This window comes from Delftia tsuruhatensis NBRC 16741, from assembly GCF_001571325.1.
Classification (GTDB): domain Bacteria; phylum Pseudomonadota; class Gammaproteobacteria; order Burkholderiales; family Burkholderiaceae_C; genus Comamonas; species Comamonas tsuruhatensis.
Window position 1 is genome coordinate 95,975 of the sequence record NZ_BCTO01000019.1, and the last position, 20,299, is coordinate 116,273.

The window sequence follows — 20,299 nt, forward strand, 5'->3', positions numbered from 1 at the left end:
TTGCGCAAGGACAGAACCATGCCGGACACAGACATGCCAGCCTCCGTGCATCCTGCGCAGGCCGTCGCCAGCCCGCCCGACCCGGAGACCCTGGCAACAGACGCGCTATGCCACATCAGCGCAGCGCTGAGCGTGCTGGAAATGCATGTGGAAAGATCCAGCCGCGCCATGGTGATCGGTGTCCGCGACCTGCTGCGCGGCTATCACCTCAAGGCGGACCGCGCCGCTGCCGAGCAGCCGGTGGAGGCCCTGGCCAGCAGCGTGCTGCCACAAATGTCCGCCGACCTTCAGGGCCTGCTGGAAATCATTGACCGCGTGAACGACGACGAGACGGACGACCCCATCCTCTATGCCGTGAGCTACCTGCTCAGGGCGGCCAAGAGATTCTCGGATGCGGCGGCGCAGGCCTAGCAGCCTGCGCATCGCCGCTTTCCATCACTCCTCGTTGGTCCACTCCACCCGAGCGCCCAGACTGCGCAGGTTCTCCACGAAGTGCGGATGCGCCCGGCGGATCGGCGTGGCGTTGCGGATCTCCGAGCGGCCCTCGATGCTGCTGGCAACCATGAACAGCGCAATCGCCACGCGGATGATGTAGGGGCTCTCCACCACGGCCGGCGTCAGCGGATTGCCGCCGAAGGTGACCACACGATGCGGGTCCGAAGAAAACACATGGGCGCCGAACTTGGACAGCTCGCCCGTCCAGCCCAGCGCGCCGTCGTAGATCTTGTTCCAGAACAGCGCATTGCCCTGCGCATGCACGCCCAGCGCAATGAAGATGGGCAGCAGATCCACCGGAAAGTACGGCCAGGGAGCGGCTTCCACCTTGGTAAGCACATTGCTGGTGAACGGCGTCTGCACCTTCAGCGGCCCCGAGCGCAGCGCGCGTGACCAGCCGTTCTTGTGCTCCACCTGCACGCCAAACTTGGCGAAGGTGCGGTCGATCAGCGGAAAGTTGTCCGGCGTGCTGTTGCGCACCTCCACATCGCCGCCCGTGATCGCGCCCAGCGCGAGAAAGGTGGTGATCTCGTGGAAGTCTTCCTCGAAGGTGAACTCGCCGCCGCTCAGCGGCGCGCCGCCACGCACCGTCAGCCGCGAGGTGCCGATGCCGTCGATGTCGGCGCCCATCATCACCATGAAGCGGCAGAACTCCTGCACATGCGGCTCGCAGGCCGCATTGGTCAGCATGGACTCGCCCTGCGCGGCCACGGCGCACAGCACGAAATTCTCTGTCGCCGTGACGGAGGCGTAGTCCAGCCAGTGGCGCACGGCCTTGAGCGGCTGTGCGCTGTGGATCAGCAGCGAGCCGCTGGCGCGCTCCACCTCACCTCCGAAGGAGCGGAAGATGTCCACGTGCGGATCGATCTCGCGCACGCCCAGCGTGCAGCCCTTGACGTTGTCCTCCAGCCGCGCCACGCCAAAGCGCGCCAGCAGCGGCGGCACCAGCATGATGGAAGAGCGCATCTCCTCCGGCAGACGATGCGACGATGCATCAAAGCGCGTATCGCGATGATGCAACTGCAGCGTGCGTGTGGTTTCGTCCAGTTCCACCTCGCTGCCCAGCGTGCGGAAGATGTCCAGGATCTTGCGCACATCGGTGATGTCCGGCACGCCATGCAGCCGCAGCGGCTGATCGGTCAATAGCGTGGCGCACAGGATCGGCAACACGGCATTCTTGTTGGCGGAAGGAACGACGCGGCCGCGCAAGGGCGTGCCGCCGTGGACGATGAGATTGGACATGGGGGTGCAGCGCAAGCAGCGAAAGGACAACGCGTGATTCTAGGGTTGCCAAGCCCCCCGGCGGACCTGCATCGGCTGCGCGCACCCGCTGTTTCAACAGGTTTCTTCTCTGGATCGCCAACCCGACAACAAAGCGTCAGGCTCTGCCCTGGAGTTCGTGCCCGTAGACGATGAAGCCACGATGCTCGGCCACCTGGTCATACAGCGCACGGCCCGCTTCGTTGGAAGACTGCGTCTGCCAGTAGACACGGCGCGCTCCCGCCAGGGATGCCTGCTCGTAGACCGCGCGGATGAGCGACTTGCCTATGCCTTGCTTGCGCCGGCGTGCATCGGCAAACAGATCCTGCAAATAGCACACGGGCTCCAGCCGCGTCGTGCTGCGGTGGAACAGGTAGTGCGCCAGGCCCACCAGCTCACCCTCGCTCTCTGCCACCAGCGCAAACACCGGCTCCAGCGGATTGAGAAAGCGCTCCCAGGTCGCCTGCGTGATGTCATCGGGCAGCGCCGTCTCGCCAGCGCGCCCGTAAAAGGCGTTGTAGCCCTGCCAAAGAGGAAGCCATTGCTGATGGTCCGCCTGTGCAACGGGCCGGATCTGAAGCGTGGGAACGGAGGACATGGAACTCCTGGCAAATGAGATGGGAATCCCGAATTCTAGGGACTGCCAGCCGCCGCAAAGCCGTTGCCGACGCGCTGCTCACACCTGTGAAGACCTGCGGACAGGCTGCACAGCGCGTGCGCAAAACACATACGCAGCGTACAGACCCGGCCTACATGCGGCCACAAACTTGACCCGCACGGAAACGCCGCGAAACCAATTGAAATAGATCCCGTCAGAGGCCGCGCTCCCCAAAGGCTTCCGAAATCACATGACGGAGATACAAGATGCATCGAGTCGTTCCCACAGAAAGCTTCAACCCGGACCCGGATGCCCGCTACCACCGCAGCCTGCTGGAAGCCTTTCCCGTGCGCGGCGGCCAGCAGCTGTTGCTGCTGCGCATGGAGCCACGGCCTCTGCTGGAACGCCTTTCAATGCTCGGGCTGCGCATTCTGAACCGCATCCGCAATTGAACTGGCAAGAACCACCAAACACTCCCGAGAGCTGCACGATGCGCCACCTCTTCCTCGTCTTCCTGTGGTCTGCAATCTGCGCCATCTCCTTTGCGGTGGCGATGCTGGCCAGCCCCATGTTCAGCCACTCCATCTGACAGCGGTGCCCTCTGCACCCGCATGCGCGCAGGCCCATGCGCGGCATCTCCAATGACCGCCAGTTTGCCGGCCCGCCTTTTCACAAGGCGGCCATTTCTGACCTGGGTACGAATGACGCACTACACTGCGCCAGTCCATTTGCCTGCAAAGGAGTTGCTATGAAGAAACGCAGACTGCAGATTCACCCCGTAGTGGGCGCATTGCTGATGGGAATTGCCGGCCTTACGGCCCTGCCCAGCACCTGGGCCTGCACCCGCCTTGTCTTTCTTGGTGCGAATGGCCAGGTCGTCACCGCGCGCTCCATGGATTGGAAAAGCGACATCGTCAGCAATCTCTGGGTGCTCCCGCGTGGAATGGAGCGCTCAGGCAAGGCAGGCCCCAACTCGTTGCGCTGGACGTCCAAATACGGAAGCGTCATCACCTCGGGCTATGACGTCTCCACCACCGATGGAGTCAATGAAGCCGGCCTCAACGCCAACCTGCTCTGGCTGGTGGAGTCCCAATACCCGGCCTTCGGTGCGGGCAGCAAGCCTGGCCTGACCATTGCAGCCTGGGCGCAATACGTGCTGGACAACTTCGCCACCGTCCAGGAAGCCGTTGCGGCGCTGGAGAAAGAACCTTTCACCATCGTCTCCGACAACGTTCCCGGAGAGAACCGGCTGACGACGCTGCATCTCTCGATGTCCGACGCCAGCGGCGACAGCGCCATCGTCGAGTACATCAATGGCCGGCAGGTGATACATCACGGCCGGCAATACCAGGTCATGACCAATTCACCGACGTTTGATCAGCAGTTGGCTCTCAACACCTATTGGCAGCAAGTGGGCGGCACCACCATGCTGCCCGGCACCAATCGCGCCGCCGATCGATTTGCCCGCGCATCCTTCTACGTCAACGCCATCCCCAAAAGTCAGGACCCCAACAAGGCGCTGGCCAGCGTCTTCAGCGTGATCCGCAACGCCTCGGTGCCCTACGGCCTGAATACGCCGGAGGAGCCCAATATCTCGTCAACCCGCTGGAGAACCGTTTTCGACCACCAGCGCAAGCTCTACTTCTTCGAATCAGCGTTGACGCCAAATACCTTCTGGATAGACCTCAAGGCACTCGACTTCAGCCAGAAAACCGGCAAGGTTCTCAAGCTGGATCTGGGCCCAGACCAGAACCACACCTTCTCGGGCGATGCCACGCGGCAGTTTCAGGAATCATTACCGTTTCAATTTCTAGGCATCTAGGGAAGAGGAAAAATGCGACCAGAAACACCAAATCAACAACGGCCGCTGGCGGCCCCCAACTTTGCACGGTGCCTGCAGGCATCACAACCATGACCGTTACCGTCATCGGCGGGGGCGGCGCGACGGGAGGACCTGTCAATGCAGGCCTCGGCACCGATCGGAGTTCTTCCTGCAAACCACGCCCGTCGGGTGCGCCCAAGCGGAAAATCATCTGGTAGCCTGCATGCAAGCGAGGCGATCAGTGCCTCTTAGAAAGGATCAGCATGCTTTCCAGAATTTGCGCAGCTGCATTTTTCGCTGCCATCACGCTTGTACAAATGCCGGCGATCGCCCAGGCGGACGTTCCGTCCACTGCGGTGACCTTCAAGAAAGGCACGTCGGGCGCGACTGTCCAAGGCAAGCTCCAAGGCAACAAGGAGCAGGCGCACGACTACATAGTGCGTGCGGTTGCCGGGCAGAAGATGACCGTGCACATGGAGACGAAATCCACCTCCACCTACTTCAACGTGCTGCCGCCCGGCAGCGAGGAAGCGCTGTACCGGGGCGAGGTGGCAGACGGCCCCACATGGACCGGTGCATTGCCCGCCAGCGGTGACTACCGTGTGCGTGTCTTCCTCAACCGCGCAGCCGCCCGCCAGGGCAAGTCATCGGCGTACGCGCTCAAGATTTCCGTAGTGGATTGACGTAGCGCGGTGTCCAGACGGTCCACAACCTGCTCGTCCCGCAGACACGCGCAACACATGCTCGTTCGCGCCCAGCATCCTGGCCAGCTGGCGTAAGCCCTTTACGCCGCTCGCCGCCAGTTGGCTGGTCTACGTGCCCGGCATTGAGCGTAGTGAGGCGCGCCAGCGCACGCTCGCCTTGTTCGAAATCTTGCCCGTCCAGCGCCACCTGGACTGCTTTCACTCTAGAACACCCCCAACGCCAGCCCCGCCCCCATCGCCTCCCCCAGCGCCCGGCACTGCTCCAGCTCAGCTGCGGCAATCCGCTTGGGTGCCAGGATGGCTTCGGTGGTCTGGGCGTGGGTGCAGATGATCAGGGGCTCGGCCACGGGCTTGAGGCGCCAGCCGGTGGCGATGCGGGCGATCTGGCGGGCCGCATTCTGGCCGTCGCTGCCGGCGCAGATGAGGCTGGCATAGGGCCGGCCGTTGATGCGGTCCAGCGCCGCGTAGTAGCTGCGGTCGAAGAAGTCCTTGAGCTGGCCGCTGATGGCGGCCAGGTTTTCCGGGGTGGCGAAGAGGTAGCCGTCGGCGGACAGCACATCGTCGGGGTCGGCCTCGCAGGCGTGCAGCAGGCGCACCTGCACGCCCTGGCCTTCGGCCGCTGCGCCGTCGCGCGCGGCCTCGGCCATCTGGCGGGTGCCGCCGGTCATGGAGTGGTAGACGATCAGCAGGGTCTTGCTTGCGTTCATGCCTCAAGCATAGAGCGCGGCCCGCCCAGCCACCGCGGCGACCTCAGAAATCCATCGATGCCGACACCACGAAGGTGCGCGGAATCATCGGCGAGACGGCACCCCAGGACGTGACACCGGCCCAGGCCTTGCGGTCGGCCACGTTCTGCACTGTGGCGCGCAGCGTGGTCTTGCGGCCCGCGATGCGGGTGGCATAGCGCAGGCCCAGGTCGGTGCGTGTCCAACCCGGGATGCGCAGGCGGTTGGCCTGGTCCACGAACTGGGCGCCGGTGTAGGCCAGGTCGCCGACCAGGGTCAGGCCCTCAAGGGCGGGCACATCCCATTCCACGCCCAGGTTGGCCAGCAGGCGCGAGGTACCAATGGGCCGGTTGCCCACCAGCGCAGGCGTGGCCGAGCGCGTGATCTCGGGCTTGAGCCAGGTCACGCCACCGAGCAGGCGCAGGCCGCGCGCGGCCTCGCCGTAGGCATACAGCTCCATGCCCAGGTTGCGCTGCTCGCCGTTGGTCTTGTAGACGCCCTGGTCCAGGCCACCGCTGGGTTTTTCAATGCTGAACAGGGCGGCCGTGGCCATGAAGCTGCCGAAGTCGTACTTGCTGCCCACTTCGTACTGGCGGCTCTTGTAGGGGCGCAACACCTCGCCGTAGTTGCTGGCTGCGGGCGGCGCAATGTCGCCCTTGCTCAGGCCTTCGATGTAGTTGGCGTAGAGGCTCCAGTTGGGCGCCTGGCGCCAGACCACGCCCACGGCGGGCGTGGTCACGCTCTCGTCGTAGACATTGGCGGCGCCGCCCGTGAGCACGTTGTAGTTGGTGGACTTGATGGCCTGGTGGCGCAGGCCCAGCGACAGTTGCAGCCTGTCCTGCAGCAGCGAGAGCGTGTCCACCAGGGCCAGGCTGGTGTTGCGGTTGTCATGAATGCGCGGAATGGCCGAAGGCCGCGCAATGCTTTGCGGCGCATGGGCAACAGGCGCATAGATGTTGGACGCCACCGCCGAGCCCGCCTGCAGCGCACGGTGGAAATCCTCGCGGTAGCTGGCCAGCTGCAGCGTGACCGAATGCTTGACACCGGCCAGCGCAAAGCGCGAGCGCAGGCCAGCGTCGATGGTGCTGCGGTCCACGTCGAACACCGCATAGGTGGGCGTGATGCTGGTGGCACCCGCAGCACTGGTCAGGCGCGGGGCGGAGTCATAGATGCGGTCCACATTGGCGCGCGACTGGCCGATGTTGGCGAACAGCGTGAGCTGCTGCGTGAGGTCCAGCTCGGTGCGCAGCAGCACGGCGCGCTCGCGGTTCCTGGACCATTCCCAGGGCTGGGTCACGTTGAGTGTGCCGTCGGGCGCAGCAGGCATGGAGGAGAGCCCCGTGGGCATGATGGGCCGGCCCACGCCGTCGATGCGCTCGTCCTGCGAGAGCAGGTCCAATGTGGCGCGGAAGCGCTCCACCTCGTAGTCCAGCGCCACGGCCAGCACATGGCCGTCGGTGCTTTGATGGTCCATGGACGTATCGCCGCCGTACTTGCTGGCGTTCACACGGATGCCGTACTGGGCCTCGTCGCCAAAGCGCCGGCCCACGTCGGCATGGGCACGCCAGAGGCTGTCCGAAGTCCAGCCCGTGGTCAGCCGCGCCACATCTTCATTGGCGCGCTTGGGAGCGATGTTGATCACGCCGCCCGCCGAGCCGTTGGGCGACATGCCGAACAGCAGCGCGCCCGGCCCCTTGACCACCTCGATACGGTCCACGTACTCGGTGCGCACGCGGTAGTTGGGGGCAATGCCGTAGATGCCGTCAAAGGCGATCTCGCCCGAGTTGCCCTCCCAGATCGGAAAGCCCCGGATATAGAGGTTGTCCACGTTGCCGCCCGGCAGCACGGTGTAGCGCACGGAAGGGTCGCGGTTCACCGCCTCGGCAATGGTGCCGGCCTGCTGGTTGCGCACGGCCTCGGACGTGTAGCTGGTGGTGCTGAACGGCGCCTGCATGTTGCCGGTATTGCCCAGCACGCCCAGGCGCACGCCCTTGGCCACCTGCCCGCCGGCGTAGGGTGCGGGCAGCAGGCTCACATACTGGTCACCGGCCGTCACGGTGATCTCGGACAGGCGGTGTGCATTCTCAGGCGCGTTGGCCGCAGCGGGAAGCAGCGTCAGCGTGCCGCCCTCGATGCGGCCCTGCAGGCCGCTGCCCTGCAGCAATGCCGCCAGGCCCTGGCGCACATCGTGGCTGCCGTTGAGCGCCGGGGCCTGCCGGCCCTGCACCAGTTCGGAGGAGTAGGTGAGCTGCAGCCCCGCCTGGCGCGCAAACTGGCTCAGCGCCTGGGCCAGCGGCTGGGCCGGCACGTCGAAGGACACCGATTGCGCGGCGGCCAACTGCAGTTGCAGGCCCAGCACCAGGCCTGCACATGCATGAAAAACCGCTGTGCGGCGGAGGCGGAGGCGGAATCGGAATCGGGAGGACTTGGGAGCGGACATAAGGACTTTCTGGAAGACAGGCTCATTGCGAATCGCCGGCACAGGCAGGGCGCCCGGCCTTTCATATGCAAATACGAGTCACTCCCAAAAACCCTGAAAAAAACTTCACGACTCCGCGCGCCCGCCGCGCCGCGCAATCCGCAGGCCGCCGTCGTCCAGCACGCTGACCTGCACCGGGGCGAACTGCGGCAGCCCGCGCAGCCAGCGCTCGGTCTGGGCAATGCGCACATGGCCGCTGATGGCCAGTTGCGCCGCGCCCTCCTCCACCACCAGGCGGCGCCGCGTGTAGCGGCCCAGACGGTGCACGACGCGGCCCAGCGGTTCCTGCTCGAAGTCCAGCTCGCCCTCGCGCCAGGCCGCGGGCCGTTGCTGGAGCTGCGGCTGCCAGGCAGCGCCGTCGGTATCTCCTGCCCCGCCGTCCAGGGGAATGCGCAGCGACTGGCTGTCCTGCAGCAACTGGCTGCGCCCGGTGGCCGCGTGCTCCACCCGCACCTGGCCCGACTCCACCTGCACGCGCACCGCATCGGGCTCCAGTTCCACACCAAAGCGCGTTCCCAGCACGGTCACGCGCAAGGGGCCGGCCTCCACCACAAAGGGCCGTGCCGCATCGCGGGCCACGGCAAAGAAGGCGGCGCCTTCCTGCAGCCGTGCCTGTCGCAGGTCGGCACGGTAGGTCAGCGCCACGCGGCTGGCGGCGTCCACGCGCAGCACGCTGCCATCGGGCAGTTCCAGGCTGCGCTGCACGCCCGTGGCGCTGGCCAGTTCACCTTGCCACAGCACGCGGCGGCTCCACATCTGCCAGGCAGGCCAGGCCGCGCAGGCCATGCCAGCCACGCCCAGCAGTGCGCCAAGGGCACGCCGCCGCCGCTTTCTGGAAGAGGCCTGCAAGCCCGCCTCCACCCCGCCGCGCCAGCGCAGCAAGGCGGCTTCCAGGCAGGCATCGGCCTGCATCAGGTCACGCTCCACGGTGTTCAGGGAGACCTGCAGACGCCGGGCGATGTCGGCCTGCCGCTCGCCATGCAGGCGGTGGGCCAGCAAGGCGGCCTGCATGCGCTCGGGCAGGTCTGCAATCGTGCGCTCCACCACGGCCAGTGCCTGCCGGTACATGGCGCGGTCGGCCACATCGCCTTCGGCCTCGGGCTGCAATTGCGCCCAGTCGTCCATGCAGCGCTGCTGCGCACCGCGCTGGCGCAGCCTGTCTATCGCCAGGTGCTTGGCCGTGGCAAACAGGTAGGCCCGCGCGGCTTCGAGCGTGGGCGAGCTGCCATCGGGCAGCTGCGGCGGCGCATCGGCCAGGCGCAGCCAGGTTTCCTGGGCCAGTTCCTGCGCCTCATCACGGCTGCCGGTCTTGCCGGCCAGATAGGCCACCAGTTGCTGCTGGCAGGCACAGAAAAGCTGGTGCCAGCGCGCAGCGGTCCAGGAGGCGGAAGGGGTGGGCATGGCCGGGGGGGATGTGAGAAATCGACAACGAGAATGACTATCATTCTAGTTTTGTTTGCCAATGGCCCCTGGCGCCACAGCCCCATGCGATGCACTCCTGAAGCACAGTTCCAGCTCGCAATGGGGACTGCCCAGAAAGCGGATCTCCCCGCCTGCATTGCGCAATATCTTGCGGGTGATGGCCAGTCCCAGGCCGGCGCCCCTGCTGCCAGGCCGCGCCTTGCTGAAGCGGGTGAACATGGCTTCCTGCCGGTCGGGCGGAACGCCAGGCCCCTGGTCGGCCACCGTCAGGCGGATCACGTCACCTTCAACCGCCGTCATGGCCACCAAGACATCTCCCTGGCCATGGTGAAAGGCGTTCTCGAGCACGTTGTAGATGGCGGTGTGCAGCAGGCTTGCGTCGCCCTGGCAGTGCACGCCATCGATGAGGTCCACCTGCATGCTGCGCGAGCCGGCCTCGAACAACGGCAGCATTGCGGCGATGACCTCCCTCACCAGCCGCGTGAGATGCGTGGACGCTGCTGCGGGGGCAGCCTCGCCTGCGCCCAGGTCCTGCTCCTGGCGCGCCAGCAGCAACAGCTGCTCGGCCACCCGGCGCAGGTAGCGCACGTCGCCGTCCACGGCCTGCCAATCGGGGCTGGGGTCCGTGCGCGCCTTTTGCAGGCGAAGGTCCAGCACGGTCAGGGGCGTGCGCAGTTCATGCGCCGCGTCGGCGACCAGGCGCTTTTCGTTGGCCAGCGACTGCGCCAGATTCTCCAGTGCGCGGTTGACGGCTTCGGCCAGCGGCAGCAGTTCGCGCGGCAGCCGGGCGGTCGGAATGGGCTGGACCTGACCTGGCTTCATGCCCTGCACAAAACGTGCGGCCTGCTGCACGGGCCTGAGCGTCCAGCGCATCATCCAGTAGATGAGCAGCAGCGCCAGCAGGCCTACAGGCACCAGCATGACCAGGCTTTGCAGCAGCTTGGCGTGCAGCAGATCACCAATGGCCTGGCGCTCCAGCACATCGCGCTTGGCCACCATCAGGGTGGCTCCATCGGCCAGCGGTGCGGCCACGTTGACAATCTGGCCGCTGTAGATGGGCAGCCGCAACAGCGGCGCCCGCGCACCGTCGGGCGGCAGGCGCAGGCGGCGCGGGGATTGGAGGTTGTCGGAGAACCAGAGCACCCTCCCCTCGGGCGAATACAGCGTGTACGACAGCTCGCCGCCCGCATGGCTTTTGGGCAGGCGGCCCGGATCGCTTTGCATGGTGAAGCCTTCGGCGATCTCCCGCGCCTGGATCACCATCGCCACGCGGCGCAGCTGGTCGCGCGTGTCGTACAGCGACAGCGACAGTGCTCCGGCGCCAGCCGCAAAGGCCAGCGCCAGCCCCAACAGCACGCGCCGCTCAAGACTGGTGCTCTTCATGCGCGACCGCGGGCAAGACCATGCGATAGCCCACGCCACGCACGGTATCTATCAGCACATTGGCGCCGCCGTCGCGCAGCTTGCGGCGCAGGCGCGAGATCAGCGCCTCCACGGCATTCAGGGTCACGCTCTCGCGCGAGGCGTACAGGTGCTCTTCCATGCGTTCCTTGACCACGATGCGGGGCCACACGCGCAGCATCTCCTCCAGCAGCATGGCCTCGCGCCGGAGCAGATCGATGTGCCTGCCATCCACGGTCGCATGGCGGGAATCGGTTTCAAAGGCCAGATTGCCCAGGCTCAGCCGAGGCTCGCGGCCGCTCTGGGCACGGCGCAGCACGGCGCGTACGCGCGCTTGCAGCTCGGAGATGTCAAAGGGCTTGAGCACATAGTCATCGGCGCCGCAATTGAGCCCGGCCAGACGGCTTTCCAGCGCGTCGCGTGCCGTGAGGATGATGCAGGGGGTTCTGCGGCGGCGGTCATCACAGCGGGCCAGCACCTGCATGCCATCCATATCAGGCAGCCCCAGGTCCAGGATCAGGGCCTCATAGTTGGTGACGGCAAGCGCGTCCAGCGCCTGCCGTCCGGTGGCGGCCACATCCACCGCGAATCCCATGCGCTCCAGATGGGCCTGCAACAGCGCTCGCAAATCTTGGTGGTCTTCAACAACGAGCAGCTTCATCGGTCAGACGTTGATCAGGAATGTCAGATACAAATACGAATCAGACGTATTTTAAATTTGAAAGCTGCAAGGCCAGCGCCATGACGCCGCAAGATCCAGAACCTGCGCCCCCCGCAAGCCCTGAGCCGGCTTAGGCAGCCGCCTGCAGCGCAGCCCCCGCCTCGCCGTTGCCTTGGCGAGGGCGCCCCACCCCAACCCATCACCCGCACCGCCTGCCCGGCGGCGCGTGCCGTCGTGTACGGACAACCCCATTTTCAATAGCGACCGGAGCCAACCAGTGATCGACTCTTTCCTGCAGCCGGCCAGGGCCTGCACCCCTGCCCACCCGCTCACCCTCATCGGCAAAGGCCTAGCCTGTCTGCTGACCGGCAGCACCGTGCTGCTGGCCCATGCACAGCAGGCGGCCGGCGAAGGCAAGCTGTCCGAAGTGGTGGTGACCGCCACAGGCTTCGAGCAATCGCTGGCCGACGCGCCTGCATCCATCACCGTGGTGACAGCCAAGGAGCTGGAAGGCAAGCGCTACCGCGACGTGACCGATGCCCTGCTCGACATTCCAGGCGTCACCATCGAGGGCGGTGCGGGCGGCAAGATCGAATCCACGCAGATCTATATCCGCGGCCTGGGCGAGGACTACACCCTGTTCCTGGTGGACGGCAAGCCCCTGGGCAGCTCCTCCCAGGCCTACTACAACGGCTTTGGCGGCGCGCAGCAGACAAGTTGGCTGCCACCCATGTCGGCCATCGAACGCATCGAGGTCATTCGCGGCCCCATGTCGTCGCTGTACGGATCCAGCGCGCTGGGCGGGGTGATCAACATCATCACCAAGAAGGTGTCCACGCAATGGACCGGCAGCGTCACCGTGGACGGAACGATGCAGGAAAACCCACAGGCCGGCAGCGAGGGCCAGCAGCGCTTCTACCTCAGCGGCCCGCTGGTACAGGACCGGCTGGGCCTGACGCTGTACGGCTCGCGCTTCAAGCGCCATGAGGACCGGTTCACCGGCGGCTACGCCGCCCGCGAGAACCGCGACATCACCGCCAAGCTGGCCTGGAAACTCACCGGCAACCAGACCCTGGGCCTGCAGGCCACGCGCGGCACCGGGGACAACGAGCGCACGGCCCGCACGGGCGCCGCAGGCTCGGTGCAGAACGAACGCAACTACTACGCGCTGACGCATGACATCGAATGGGGCTCGCGCATCCGCACCAGCTCCTTCATCACGCGGGAGAACGTGCAGATCACCAATGGCGCCTACCAGTCCGAATACCGGGCCACCTACCTGCAGTCCAAGACCGTCGTGCCGCTGGACCGGCACATGGTCTCGTTCGGTGCCGAGTACAAGAACGAAGAGACTGCGCATGACGGCAGCCGCTTTCCGGGATCGCGCAACATCAACCTCGAACGCTGGCAGATGGCCCTGTTTGCCGAGGACGAATACTTCCTGACCGACCGCTTCTCCGTCGTGGGCGGCATACGCTACGACCGCAACCAGCACTACGGCAGCGAATGGATTCCGCGCCTGTACGGCATCTACCGACTGAGCAATGCACTGACCCTCAAGGGCGGCATCAGCGGCGGCTACAAGGCACCCACCCTCAAGCAGGCCGACGACAACATCGTGGAAATCGCTGCGCGTGGCGCGGCCTGGGACATGGGCAACAAAAACCTCAAGCCCGAGAAAAGCACCAACTACGAAATCGGCCTGAACTGGACGCCCGCGCAGGACGTGAACGCCAGCATCACCGCCTACCAAACCGACTTCAAGGACAAGATCAGCACGCAGACCATCTGCACCAGCCCCACCTCCGCCCCAGCCTGCGAATACAACGGCGAAGTGCGCTCGCGCATCAACCAGTACGTCAATGTCAGCTCGGCCACCATCAAGGGACTGGAGCTGGCCTACGGCATGCCCATCGCCCTGCCGCTGGGCCGAGGTCGGTTCAACACCTCGTACACCTTCACCTCCAGCGACGTGGCCAGCGGACCGGATGCCGGCAGGCCTCTCAACAACCTGCCCCGCCACATGCTCAATCTGGGCGCGGACTGGAACATCACAGGCCAGATCAAGCTCTGGGGCAAGGCCCGCTACAAAAGCAGGAGCATCGACGGTGGCACGGCCCAGCTACCCGCCTACACCCTGGTGGACATCGGCGCCAGCTACCAGGCAACGCCCAACATCCAGCTGTTCACAGGCCTGTACAACCTGCTGGACAAGACGGTGAACCTCGCCGACTACGGCAAGACGCTGGATGGACGGCGCTTGTATTTGGGGGTGACGGCGCAGTTTTGAGGGTACCGGCATAGAAGACCGAGCGATTTCACCGCATCAGGTGGAGAAAGCTACGGGCACGAGTATTAATCAGTCCCAGACACTGGGAACGTGCAGGGTCTCGGCCTTTCGCGCCCTGGGAACCGGAATATATTTAGACAAGGCATCTTTTTCGCGCCGGACTTCATTGCAAGTGATTTCAGCGCTGCGGAAGATGCGCTTTCCCTGCGGACCACCGCTGGAGAAGGGCCTCACTTCAATGCGCACGCTTACGGTTTCAGGCAGAGGAGACCCGTTTGCCGCTTCAGCGCCGCATAGCAGGTTCAGTTTTCTCTGAGCATTACTGTGAGATGAGTGACGAGAACTCTTGGTGGGATTGCCCTGGGCATCGAATCCGAGAACATTCCAGTCCAAAACCGGTTCAGCACGAACAAGGCATGCGCTGCCCGCCACTAAAACAAAAGCAACAAGGGATTTCATGGATCTATCAAAAAATTGCACCGGCTCTTACCGCCCACTCATCAATGCTCATTGAATGAAAGTGCCTGCCTGTAGAAAGATGACTAGCCGTCCGGATTATGCAGTGACTTCAATAGGCAGACTTGCCGGCAGTGTGCCGAGGACAACCCAGCCTGGCCTCGCTACCACTTCAACGCCGCCACCCTCAGCGCATCCACCGCCATGTCGATGAACGCCCTCACGCGGTGCGCGGCATGGCGCCCTTCCCGGTGCACCACATGAATCGGTAGCGGCGGCCGCTCGAAGGGCTCCAGCACCAGGCGCAGTGCGCCGTCCTGCACGGGCTTGGCGATCTGGTAGAGCGGCAGGCGCGTGATGCCTTGCCCGGCCAGGGCGCAGTCTGCCGCAGCCTCGTTGGTCATGGACATGAGGCGCGGCTGCAGGCGCACGGCCAGGGCCTTGTCGCCTTCGAGAAACCGCCATTCGGGCGTGGAGGTGAGGCCGGATGCGGTGATGGTGGTGTGCTGCGCAAGCTCCTCGGGCCGCTGGGGCACGCCGTGGCTGGCCAGGTATGCGGGCGAAGCGCACAGCACCTGCCGCACGCTGCCCACGCGGATGGCCTGCAGCGAGGAGTCGGGCAGATCGCCGATGCGCACGGCCACGTCCACGCCCTCGTCCACCAGGCTGACCACGCGGTCCACAAACCAGCAGTTGACGTCCACCTCGGGAAACCGGCCCAGGTAGTCGTGCACCACGGGCAGCACGTGCATGCGCCCGAAGTTGACCGGCGCCGTGAGCGTGAGCCGGCCGCGCGGTGCGGCATGGGCGCTGGCGGCATGCTCGTCGGCCTCTTCCAGCTCGGCCAGGATGCGGCGGCAGCTGTCGGCGTAGGCCGTGCCGGCCTCGGTCACGCGCACGAAGCGTGTGGTGCGCGTGAGCAAGCGCACGCCCAGGCGCTCCTCCAGGTCGGAAACCGCGCGCGTCACCACCGAAGGCGAGACCTTGAGCCGACGTGCAGCCGAGGCGAAGCCGCCCGTGTCCACCACTGCGAGAAATGCCGTCATGGACTGGAAGCGATCCATCTGTGCCTGCCTTGTCTGTGTCGTGTATCTGCCCGGCTGCGAGCGGCCCGCGCAGGACTGCCCAGGTTTGCCCAGGTTTGCGCCGGCGCTTTGTTCGCGTTCCCGCAAGAGTGACTTGCCGCCGCCAGGGATTCTAAAGATGCGGGCGGAGAAGGAGGATACGTCCCGTGGCGCCGACAACCGGCGCCTTCACCAGCCCCAAGGAACCGCAATGAAGCTCTACCACTTCCCCCTGTCCGGCCACGCCCACCGCGTCCGCCTCTTCCTCGGCCTGCTGGGCGTGGAGCATGAGCTGGTCCATGTGGACCTGGCCAACGGCGCGCAGAAGAAACCCGAATTCCTGGCGCTGAACCCGCTGGGCCAGGTGCCGGTGCTGGATGACAACGGCACGGTGATTGCCGACTCCAACGCCATCCTGGTCTACCTGGCGCGCAAGCTGGACCGCCAGGACTGGATGCCCCTGGGCGCCCGGGCCGAGGCCGAGATCCAGAAATGGCTGAGCATCGCCGCCGGCCCCATTGCCTTCGGCCCGGCGGCGGCCCGGCTGGTCACGGTGTTCAAGGCCCCCTTCCAGGCCGAGGAAGTGATAGCCCGCGCCCACGCCATCCTCGGCAAGATCGAGGCGCAATTGACCATCCGCCCCTTCCTCACCGGCAGCGCGCCCACGATTGCCGACGTGGCCCTGTACAGCTACATCGCCAGCGCGCCCGAGGGCAATGTGGACCTGCAGCCCTACCGCGAAGTGCGCGCCTGGCTGGGCCGCATCGAGGCGCTGCCGGGCTTCGTGGCATTCGCCCAGACACCGGCCGGCCTGCGGGCCTGAGTGCCTGAGCCACACCTCCCCTGAACCCCCGGCAAAGGAGCGCACCATGCACCCGCAACCCCTGCAAAACCCCGCCTCGCCCTGGCATGCGGGCGAACTGGCGATCCAGCAAAGCGTTGGCGTCGTGGGCCGCATGGACATGCCGGGCCGCAAGTTCCTGCGCCCCTTCCTGCTGGACCAGCACCGCGAGTTCTATCCGCTGCTGCATTTCGTGGTGCTGGGCAGCGTGGATGCGCAAGGCGACGCCTGGGCCACGGTACGGGCCGGCGAGCCGGGCTTCCTGCACTCTCCCGATCCATCGACCCTGCATGTGGCGGCGGGCCGCGATGCGGCCGACCCGGCCGAGCCGGGCCTGGGCGACGGCCATGCCGTGGGCCTGCTGGGCATGGACCCCATGACGCGCCGGCGCAACCGACTCAACGGCACGGTGCGGCGCAAGGCGGGCGTTGATGGGGCGGGCGCCTTCGACATCGGCGTGGTCCAGAGCTTCGGCAACTGCCCGCGCTATATCCAGAACCGCAGCGTCCGGTTTGTCCGGCCTGCCGGGGAGCCTACGCAGGTGCCGGCGGTCGAACTGGCATCGCTGGACCCGCGCGCACAGGCCCTGATTACGCAGGCGGATACGTTCTACGTGGCGTCCTACGTTGATGGGGATGATGGCCTGCGCCAGGTCGATGTCTCCCACCGTGGCGGCAAGCCGGGCTTTGTGCGGATCGACGCCGATGGAACGCTGACCATCCCCGACTTCTCGGGCAACCTGTTCTTCATGACGTTGGGCAACTTCCTGGTCAATCCCAAGGCGGGCCTGCTGTTCATCGACTCCGAAACCGGGGAAATGCTGCAGATGACGGGCGAGGCCAGCGTCATCCTCGATTCCCCGGAAATCGCCGCCTTCGAGGGCGCCGAGCGCCTGTGGACCTTCAAGCCCCGCCGCATCGTGCGCCGGCCCGACGCCCTGCCGCTGCGCTGGAGCATGGCCGCCGACGGCTGGTCGCCCCACCTGCAGATGACCGGAAGCTGGGCCGATGCCAGCCAGCGCCTGGCCGCCGCCCGGCTGGGGCGGCAGTGGCGACCGTTCCGGGTGGCGCAGGCCGTGGATGAGAGTTCCACCATCCGCTCGCTCTACCTGGAGCCGGCCGATGGCATGGCCACGGTGGCCCCCCTGGCCGGCCAGCACCTGCCGCTGCGCCTCACGCCGGCGGACGGCAGCCATCTGCAGCGCACCTATACGCTGTCGCTGGCGCCTTCGGACGGGCGCTTGCGCATCAGCGTCAAGAGGCAAGGCCGCGCATCCAGCCATCTGCATGGCCTGAAGCCCGGCGATCTGGTCGAGGCCCGCCCGCCCGCTGGAAGCTTCACCGCCGATGCGGCCCTGCGCCGCCCCGCCGTGCTGCTGGCCGCGGGCATAGGCATCACGCCCTTGCTGGCCATGCTGCGCCACATCGTCCACGAAGGCCGGCGCACCCGCAGCCTGCGGCCCACCTGGCTGTTCCAGGCGGCTCGCACGCGCAGCGAACGGGCCTTTGACACGGAGATTGCCGAATTGGTGAAGGCCGGCAATGCCGAGGTGCACTGGGTGCGAACGCTCAGCCAGCCCGGCACGGCAAAGGCCGGCCGCGACTACGACCATGAGGGCCACATCGACATGGCCCTGCTGAAAGCCACCCTGCCCTGGGACGACTACGACTTCTACCTCTGCGGCCCGGACGCCTTCATGCAGGCCACCTATGACGGCCTGCGCGAACGCAACGTGCCCGACGAGCGCATCCACGCAGAAGCCTTCGGTCCCTCGGCCCTGAAGCGCTCCATGGCCGGTGCCCCCCCCGCCGCCGAACTGCCGGCACCCGCCACACAGCCTGTCCGCATCATCTTTGCCGACTCGGCCAAGGAAGCGCGCTGGAAGCCCGGCGACGGCAGCCTGCTCGAAGTGGCCGAGGCCCGGGGGCTGGAGCCCGCCTTCGGCTGCCGGGGCGGCAGCTGCGGCGACTGCCGCACGCGTGTGCTGCAGGGCGGGGTGACCTATGCCTCGCCACCCTCCTTCGCCGTGCCAGCAGGCGAGGCCCTGATCTGCTGCGCCGTGCCTGCGCAGGGGACGGGGGAGGCTTTGCATCTGGGGTTGTGAAGAGCCTGTCTCTGCGCGCTTTCCACATCAGGACATACCGACGGCAAAAGGCACATCAGCGATTGCTGCCCAATGCCTCGCTGCATCTAGCTTTCTATCTGGACGAGTATCGATTCATCAAGCTCTATGACTTCAAACAGGCCCTGACCCCGCTCATAGACCTCCCCTGACAGGAACCGAACCACTTTCTGGCCGATGTGCATGCACATCTCCACGACAAAGCCATCTGCATCCCGGCGCATGTCTTTTATCCGCACAAGACCCAAGGGCAACTCAGCCAGCAGTCGGTCACGGTAACCAATGGATGCAGGCACGCCGGGACCCGACTCAGAGGCCTCTGGAGTCACAAGGTACAGGCCGTGAAACCCGCTGCCATCGTCGATACGGGAAAGCATTGACCAGACACGTCCTTCCATCAGTTGGAGCCAAATCTCGATGAACTGGAGATAGGGCACCTGCGGATGGCTCCAGACTGCTTCGCCAGGTACCCAGTGCTGCCGACCTGATTCATCCATATCCCAGCGGCCGCCTACGGCCAACGCCATCTCGCAAGCTCGCCAGCCCACAATCACCTGCTGGTCGAGATCCTGAAGGGACGGGAACTGGCGCGGCCCCATGGGCTGGATGGAGCTCCCGGGGGCCGGCTCGGTGTCGTCGATATGGACTACCGCGAACCCTTCCTGCTCACTCGGCGGCTCGAACATGGCAAACACGCTGCGAATGGCCTGCTCCGGCACTTGGTGATCGGCCCGCCGCTGCGCGTTTCTCTGCAAGGACGTCTGCAAATCGGCTTTGAGCCAAATACAGACTACGGGCACGCCATGTGATCTGGCAATCTGGATGGCACGCTCACGATGCACCGTCTTCGGAAGGGCGGCATCAAAGAACACCGCATCACCACCCAAAGCTGCGGCGTTCTGTTGAATCCAGCTGCTCTTGCCTGCAGCTTGCACCCCCACCACCACATAGAGCTTGGTCGCGGGCGAGCTGACAGACAGTGCTTTGTCCAAGTCCCGGTACGCCAACTCCCATGCGGCAGCACTGCGTTCCGTGGTGAACAGGCGACCTTGTTCTGTTTCCAGATAGTGGTCTGGATTGATGTGCTTTGTAGTGTCCATGGTGAGCTGCAAGATTCTGGATCACTGTAGCTGGGCACTGCGCCGTACCGTCCGCAGACAAACGAACCCGCCATGCAAAACGGCCTTGATCGATACACTCGCTGCAATTCCTGCGCCCTCGTACACGCCGCAAATCCAAAGCCCTGCCCATGCAACTCACCAACTGCCTGCTCCGCCTGTCGCCCTTGGTCCTCACCTGCCACATAGGCCTGGCCTGCGCACAGATCACCACGCCCTCAGCAGGCACCTATGTGCGCAAGGGCGGGGGTGGCGATCTGGTGGTGCGGGCCAATGGCAAGTTCCATATCCAGACCGTCGGTGCCAACGGCCATACCTGTGAGCTGGAAGGCACCATCACCAACGGCCGGGCCAGGATGGCGAATTCGGCCTGCGCCGTGGACTTCACGCCTGCCGGTCAGCGCGTCGGGGTCGACACGGCCACCGTCGAGGCATGCCGGGACTTCTGCGGCATGCGGGCCTGGTTTGGCGGCGATTACCTTCGGCCCACACCCGGCTGCACGGACAAGGCCATTGCCGCATCGCGCAGAAACTTCAAGCGCGCGTACGACGCCAAGGACTACCGCCTGGCGCTGACCACGCTGGCGCCGGTGCTGCAGGACTGCGATGAGGTGCTGACCGGCGTTACCAAGGGCTGGCTGCGCAACGACCTGGCGCTGGCGCAGCTTCGCTCGGGCGATGCAGCCGCCTGCCGCCAGACCCTGGCCCCGCTGGCCGAGGAAGCCGGCAAGACGGATCAGGAACTGCGCGAGGCCTATCCACCCACCGATGCCGATGTGGTGCTGCCCATGCTCAAGGCTGCGCGCACCAATCTGCGCTTGTGCAGTTGAGGCGGTGCCAT

General features: G+C 65.7%; 18 protein-coding genes. 8 read left to right on the top strand and 10 right to left on the bottom strand.

The genetic code is table 11. The annotated features are described in order from the left end of the window. The first annotated feature begins 18 nt into the window (after positions 1 to 18). Positions 19 to 411, top strand: coding sequence for a hypothetical protein (locus tag DTS01S_RS08410; protein ID WP_061287565.1), 393 nt, complete (start codon positions 19 to 21; stop codon positions 409 to 411). 24 nt (positions 412 to 435) lie between these two features. Here the strand turns inward: DTS01S_RS08410 and DTS01S_RS08415 are convergent, their stop codons facing one another. Beyond that, the gene (locus DTS01S_RS08415; protein ID WP_047474173.1) at positions 436 to 1,737 is read right to left on the bottom strand and encodes a UDP-N-acetylglucosamine 1-carboxyvinyltransferase; all 1,302 of its coding nucleotides are present in this window, start codon (positions 1,735 to 1,737) and stop codon (positions 436 to 438) included. 136 nt (positions 1,738 to 1,873) lie between these two features. Beyond that, complete coding sequence (locus DTS01S_RS08420) at positions 1,874 to 2,353, bottom strand: GNAT family N-acetyltransferase (RefSeq protein WP_016454858.1); 480 nt, start codon at positions 2,351 to 2,353, stop codon at positions 1,874 to 1,876. 266 nt (positions 2,354 to 2,619) lie between these two features. On the opposite strand from DTS01S_RS08420, the gene DTS01S_RS08425 reads away from it, so the two are divergent. The 3 genes from DTS01S_RS08425 (at position 2,620) to DTS01S_RS08435 (ending at position 4,858) form a co-directional block, all read left to right on the top strand. Then, on the top strand, positions 2,620 to 2,805 hold the full coding sequence (locus DTS01S_RS08425) for a hypothetical protein (RefSeq protein WP_017405224.1): 186 nt from the start codon (positions 2,620 to 2,622) through the stop codon (positions 2,803 to 2,805). Positions 2,806 to 3,101: 296 nt separating this feature from the next. Next, a complete protein-coding gene (locus tag DTS01S_RS08430) occupies positions 3,102 to 4,175 on the top strand; it encodes a linear amide C-N hydrolase (protein WP_016446829.1) in 1,074 nt (357 codons plus the stop codon). A 263-nt stretch (positions 4,176 to 4,438) separates the two neighbouring features. Next, on the top strand, positions 4,439 to 4,858 hold the full coding sequence (locus DTS01S_RS08435; protein WP_026062346.1) for a hypothetical protein: 420 nt from the start codon (positions 4,439 to 4,441) through the stop codon (positions 4,856 to 4,858). Positions 4,859 to 5,082: 224 nt separating this feature from the next. Here the strand turns inward: DTS01S_RS08435 and DTS01S_RS08440 are convergent, their stop codons facing one another. The 5 genes from DTS01S_RS08440 to DTS01S_RS08460 form a co-directional block, all read right to left on the bottom strand. Next, positions 5,083 to 5,586, bottom strand: coding sequence for a flavodoxin family protein (locus tag DTS01S_RS08440; RefSeq protein ID WP_061287566.1), 504 nt, complete (start codon positions 5,584 to 5,586; stop codon positions 5,083 to 5,085). Positions 5,587 to 5,629: 43 nt separating this feature from the next. After that, positions 5,630 to 7,963 carry a TonB-dependent receptor gene (locus DTS01S_RS08445; protein ID WP_254787912.1) on the bottom strand — a complete coding sequence of 778 codons (2,334 nt, stop codon included), beginning with the start codon at positions 7,961 to 7,963 and terminating at the stop codon, positions 5,630 to 5,632. Positions 7,964 to 8,149: 186 nt separating this feature from the next. Beyond that, a complete protein-coding gene (locus DTS01S_RS08450) occupies positions 8,150 to 9,484 on the bottom strand; it encodes a sigma-70 family RNA polymerase sigma factor (RefSeq protein WP_061287568.1) in 1,335 nt (444 codons plus the stop codon). A 45-nt stretch (positions 9,485 to 9,529) separates the two neighbouring features. Continuing rightward, positions 9,530 to 10,888 carry a sensor histidine kinase gene (locus DTS01S_RS08455; protein ID WP_082774887.1) on the bottom strand — a complete coding sequence of 453 codons (1,359 nt, stop codon included), beginning with the start codon at positions 10,886 to 10,888 and terminating at the stop codon, positions 9,530 to 9,532. Beyond that, the gene (locus DTS01S_RS08460) at positions 10,869 to 11,567 is read right to left on the bottom strand and encodes a response regulator transcription factor (protein ID WP_061287569.1); all 699 of its coding nucleotides are present in this window, start codon (positions 11,565 to 11,567) and stop codon (positions 10,869 to 10,871) included. The genes DTS01S_RS08455 and DTS01S_RS08460 overlap by 20 nt, the downstream gene beginning before the upstream one ends. A 277-nt stretch (positions 11,568 to 11,844) precedes the next feature. Between DTS01S_RS08460 and DTS01S_RS08465 the strand changes: the two genes are divergently transcribed. Then, a complete protein-coding gene (locus DTS01S_RS08465; protein ID WP_017405232.1) occupies positions 11,845 to 13,857 on the top strand; it encodes a TonB-dependent receptor domain-containing protein in 2,013 nt (670 codons plus the stop codon). Between the two features lie 69 nt (positions 13,858 to 13,926). Here the strand turns inward: DTS01S_RS08465 and DTS01S_RS30315 are convergent, their stop codons facing one another. Then, positions 13,927 to 14,316 carry a hypothetical protein gene (locus DTS01S_RS30315; protein ID WP_139223800.1) on the bottom strand — a complete coding sequence of 130 codons (390 nt, stop codon included), beginning with the start codon at positions 14,314 to 14,316 and terminating at the stop codon, positions 13,927 to 13,929. 161 nt (positions 14,317 to 14,477) lie between these two features. Further along, positions 14,478 to 15,377 (bottom strand): LysR family transcriptional regulator, encoded by a 900-nt coding sequence (locus tag DTS01S_RS08470; RefSeq protein ID WP_046987936.1) that lies wholly within the window; start codon positions 15,375 to 15,377, stop codon positions 14,478 to 14,480. Between the two features lie 211 nt (positions 15,378 to 15,588). Between DTS01S_RS08470 and DTS01S_RS08475 the strand changes: the two genes are divergently transcribed. Further along, complete coding sequence (locus DTS01S_RS08475) at positions 15,589 to 16,200, top strand: glutathione S-transferase family protein (RefSeq protein ID WP_061287570.1); 612 nt, start codon at positions 15,589 to 15,591, stop codon at positions 16,198 to 16,200. A gap of 46 nt (positions 16,201 to 16,246) precedes the next feature. Further along, positions 16,247 to 18,322 (top strand): FAD-binding oxidoreductase, encoded by a 2,076-nt coding sequence (locus DTS01S_RS08480; protein WP_061287571.1) that lies wholly within the window; start codon positions 16,247 to 16,249, stop codon positions 18,320 to 18,322. Positions 18,323 to 18,408: 86 nt separating this feature from the next. Here the strand turns inward: DTS01S_RS08480 and DTS01S_RS08485 are convergent, their stop codons facing one another. Then, complete coding sequence (locus DTS01S_RS08485) at positions 18,409 to 19,440, bottom strand: AAA family ATPase (protein WP_174538874.1); 1,032 nt, start codon at positions 19,438 to 19,440, stop codon at positions 18,409 to 18,411. A 149-nt stretch (positions 19,441 to 19,589) separates the two neighbouring features. Here DTS01S_RS08485 and DTS01S_RS08490 point away from each other — a divergent pair, with 149 nt between their 5' ends. Beyond that, the gene (locus tag DTS01S_RS08490; RefSeq protein WP_046238377.1) at positions 19,590 to 20,288 is read left to right on the top strand and encodes a hypothetical protein; all 699 of its coding nucleotides are present in this window, start codon (positions 19,590 to 19,592) and stop codon (positions 20,286 to 20,288) included. Positions 20,289 to 20,299 lie beyond the last annotated feature (11 nt).

What these genes read in the sequence shown, in the direction of transcription:
- DTS01S_RS08410 (WP_061287565.1), top strand. Translation starts at nt 19, where the DNA reads ATGCCGGACACAGACATGCCAGCCTCCGTGCATCCTGCGCAGGCCGTC.
- DTS01S_RS08415 (WP_047474173.1), bottom strand. Translation starts at nt 1,737, where the DNA reads ATGTCCAATCTCATCGTCCACGGCGGCACGCCCTTGCGCGGCCGCGTC.
- DTS01S_RS08420 (WP_016454858.1), bottom strand. Translation starts at nt 2,353, where the DNA reads ATGTCCTCCGTTCCCACGCTTCAGATCCGGCCCGTTGCACAGGCGGAC.
- DTS01S_RS08425 (WP_017405224.1), top strand. Translation starts at nt 2,620, where the DNA reads ATGCATCGAGTCGTTCCCACAGAAAGCTTCAACCCGGACCCGGATGCC.
- DTS01S_RS08430 (WP_016446829.1), top strand. Translation starts at nt 3,102, where the DNA reads ATGAAGAAACGCAGACTGCAGATTCACCCCGTAGTGGGCGCATTGCTG.
- DTS01S_RS08435 (WP_026062346.1), top strand. Translation starts at nt 4,439, where the DNA reads ATGCTTTCCAGAATTTGCGCAGCTGCATTTTTCGCTGCCATCACGCTT.
- DTS01S_RS08440 (WP_061287566.1), bottom strand. Translation starts at nt 5,586, where the DNA reads ATGAACGCAAGCAAGACCCTGCTGATCGTCTACCACTCCATGACCGGC.
- DTS01S_RS08450 (WP_061287568.1), bottom strand. Translation starts at nt 9,484, where the DNA reads ATGCCCACCCCTTCCGCCTCCTGGACCGCTGCGCGCTGGCACCAGCTT.
- DTS01S_RS08455 (WP_082774887.1), bottom strand. Translation starts at nt 10,888, where the DNA reads ATGAAGAGCACCAGTCTTGAGCGGCGCGTGCTGTTGGGGCTGGCGCTG.
- DTS01S_RS08460 (WP_061287569.1), bottom strand. Translation starts at nt 11,567, where the DNA reads ATGAAGCTGCTCGTTGTTGAAGACCACCAAGATTTGCGAGCGCTGTTG.
- DTS01S_RS30315 (WP_139223800.1), bottom strand. Translation starts at nt 14,316, where the DNA reads ATGAAATCCCTTGTTGCTTTTGTTTTAGTGGCGGGCAGCGCATGCCTT.
- DTS01S_RS08470 (WP_046987936.1), bottom strand. Translation starts at nt 15,377, where the DNA reads ATGGATCGCTTCCAGTCCATGACGGCATTTCTCGCAGTGGTGGACACG.
- DTS01S_RS08475 (WP_061287570.1), top strand. Translation starts at nt 15,589, where the DNA reads ATGAAGCTCTACCACTTCCCCCTGTCCGGCCACGCCCACCGCGTCCGC.
- DTS01S_RS08480 (WP_061287571.1), top strand. Translation starts at nt 16,247, where the DNA reads ATGCACCCGCAACCCCTGCAAAACCCCGCCTCGCCCTGGCATGCGGGC.
- DTS01S_RS08485 (WP_174538874.1), bottom strand. Translation starts at nt 19,440, where the DNA reads ATGGACACTACAAAGCACATCAATCCAGACCACTATCTGGAAACAGAA.
- DTS01S_RS08490 (WP_046238377.1), top strand. Translation starts at nt 19,590, where the DNA reads ATGCAACTCACCAACTGCCTGCTCCGCCTGTCGCCCTTGGTCCTCACC.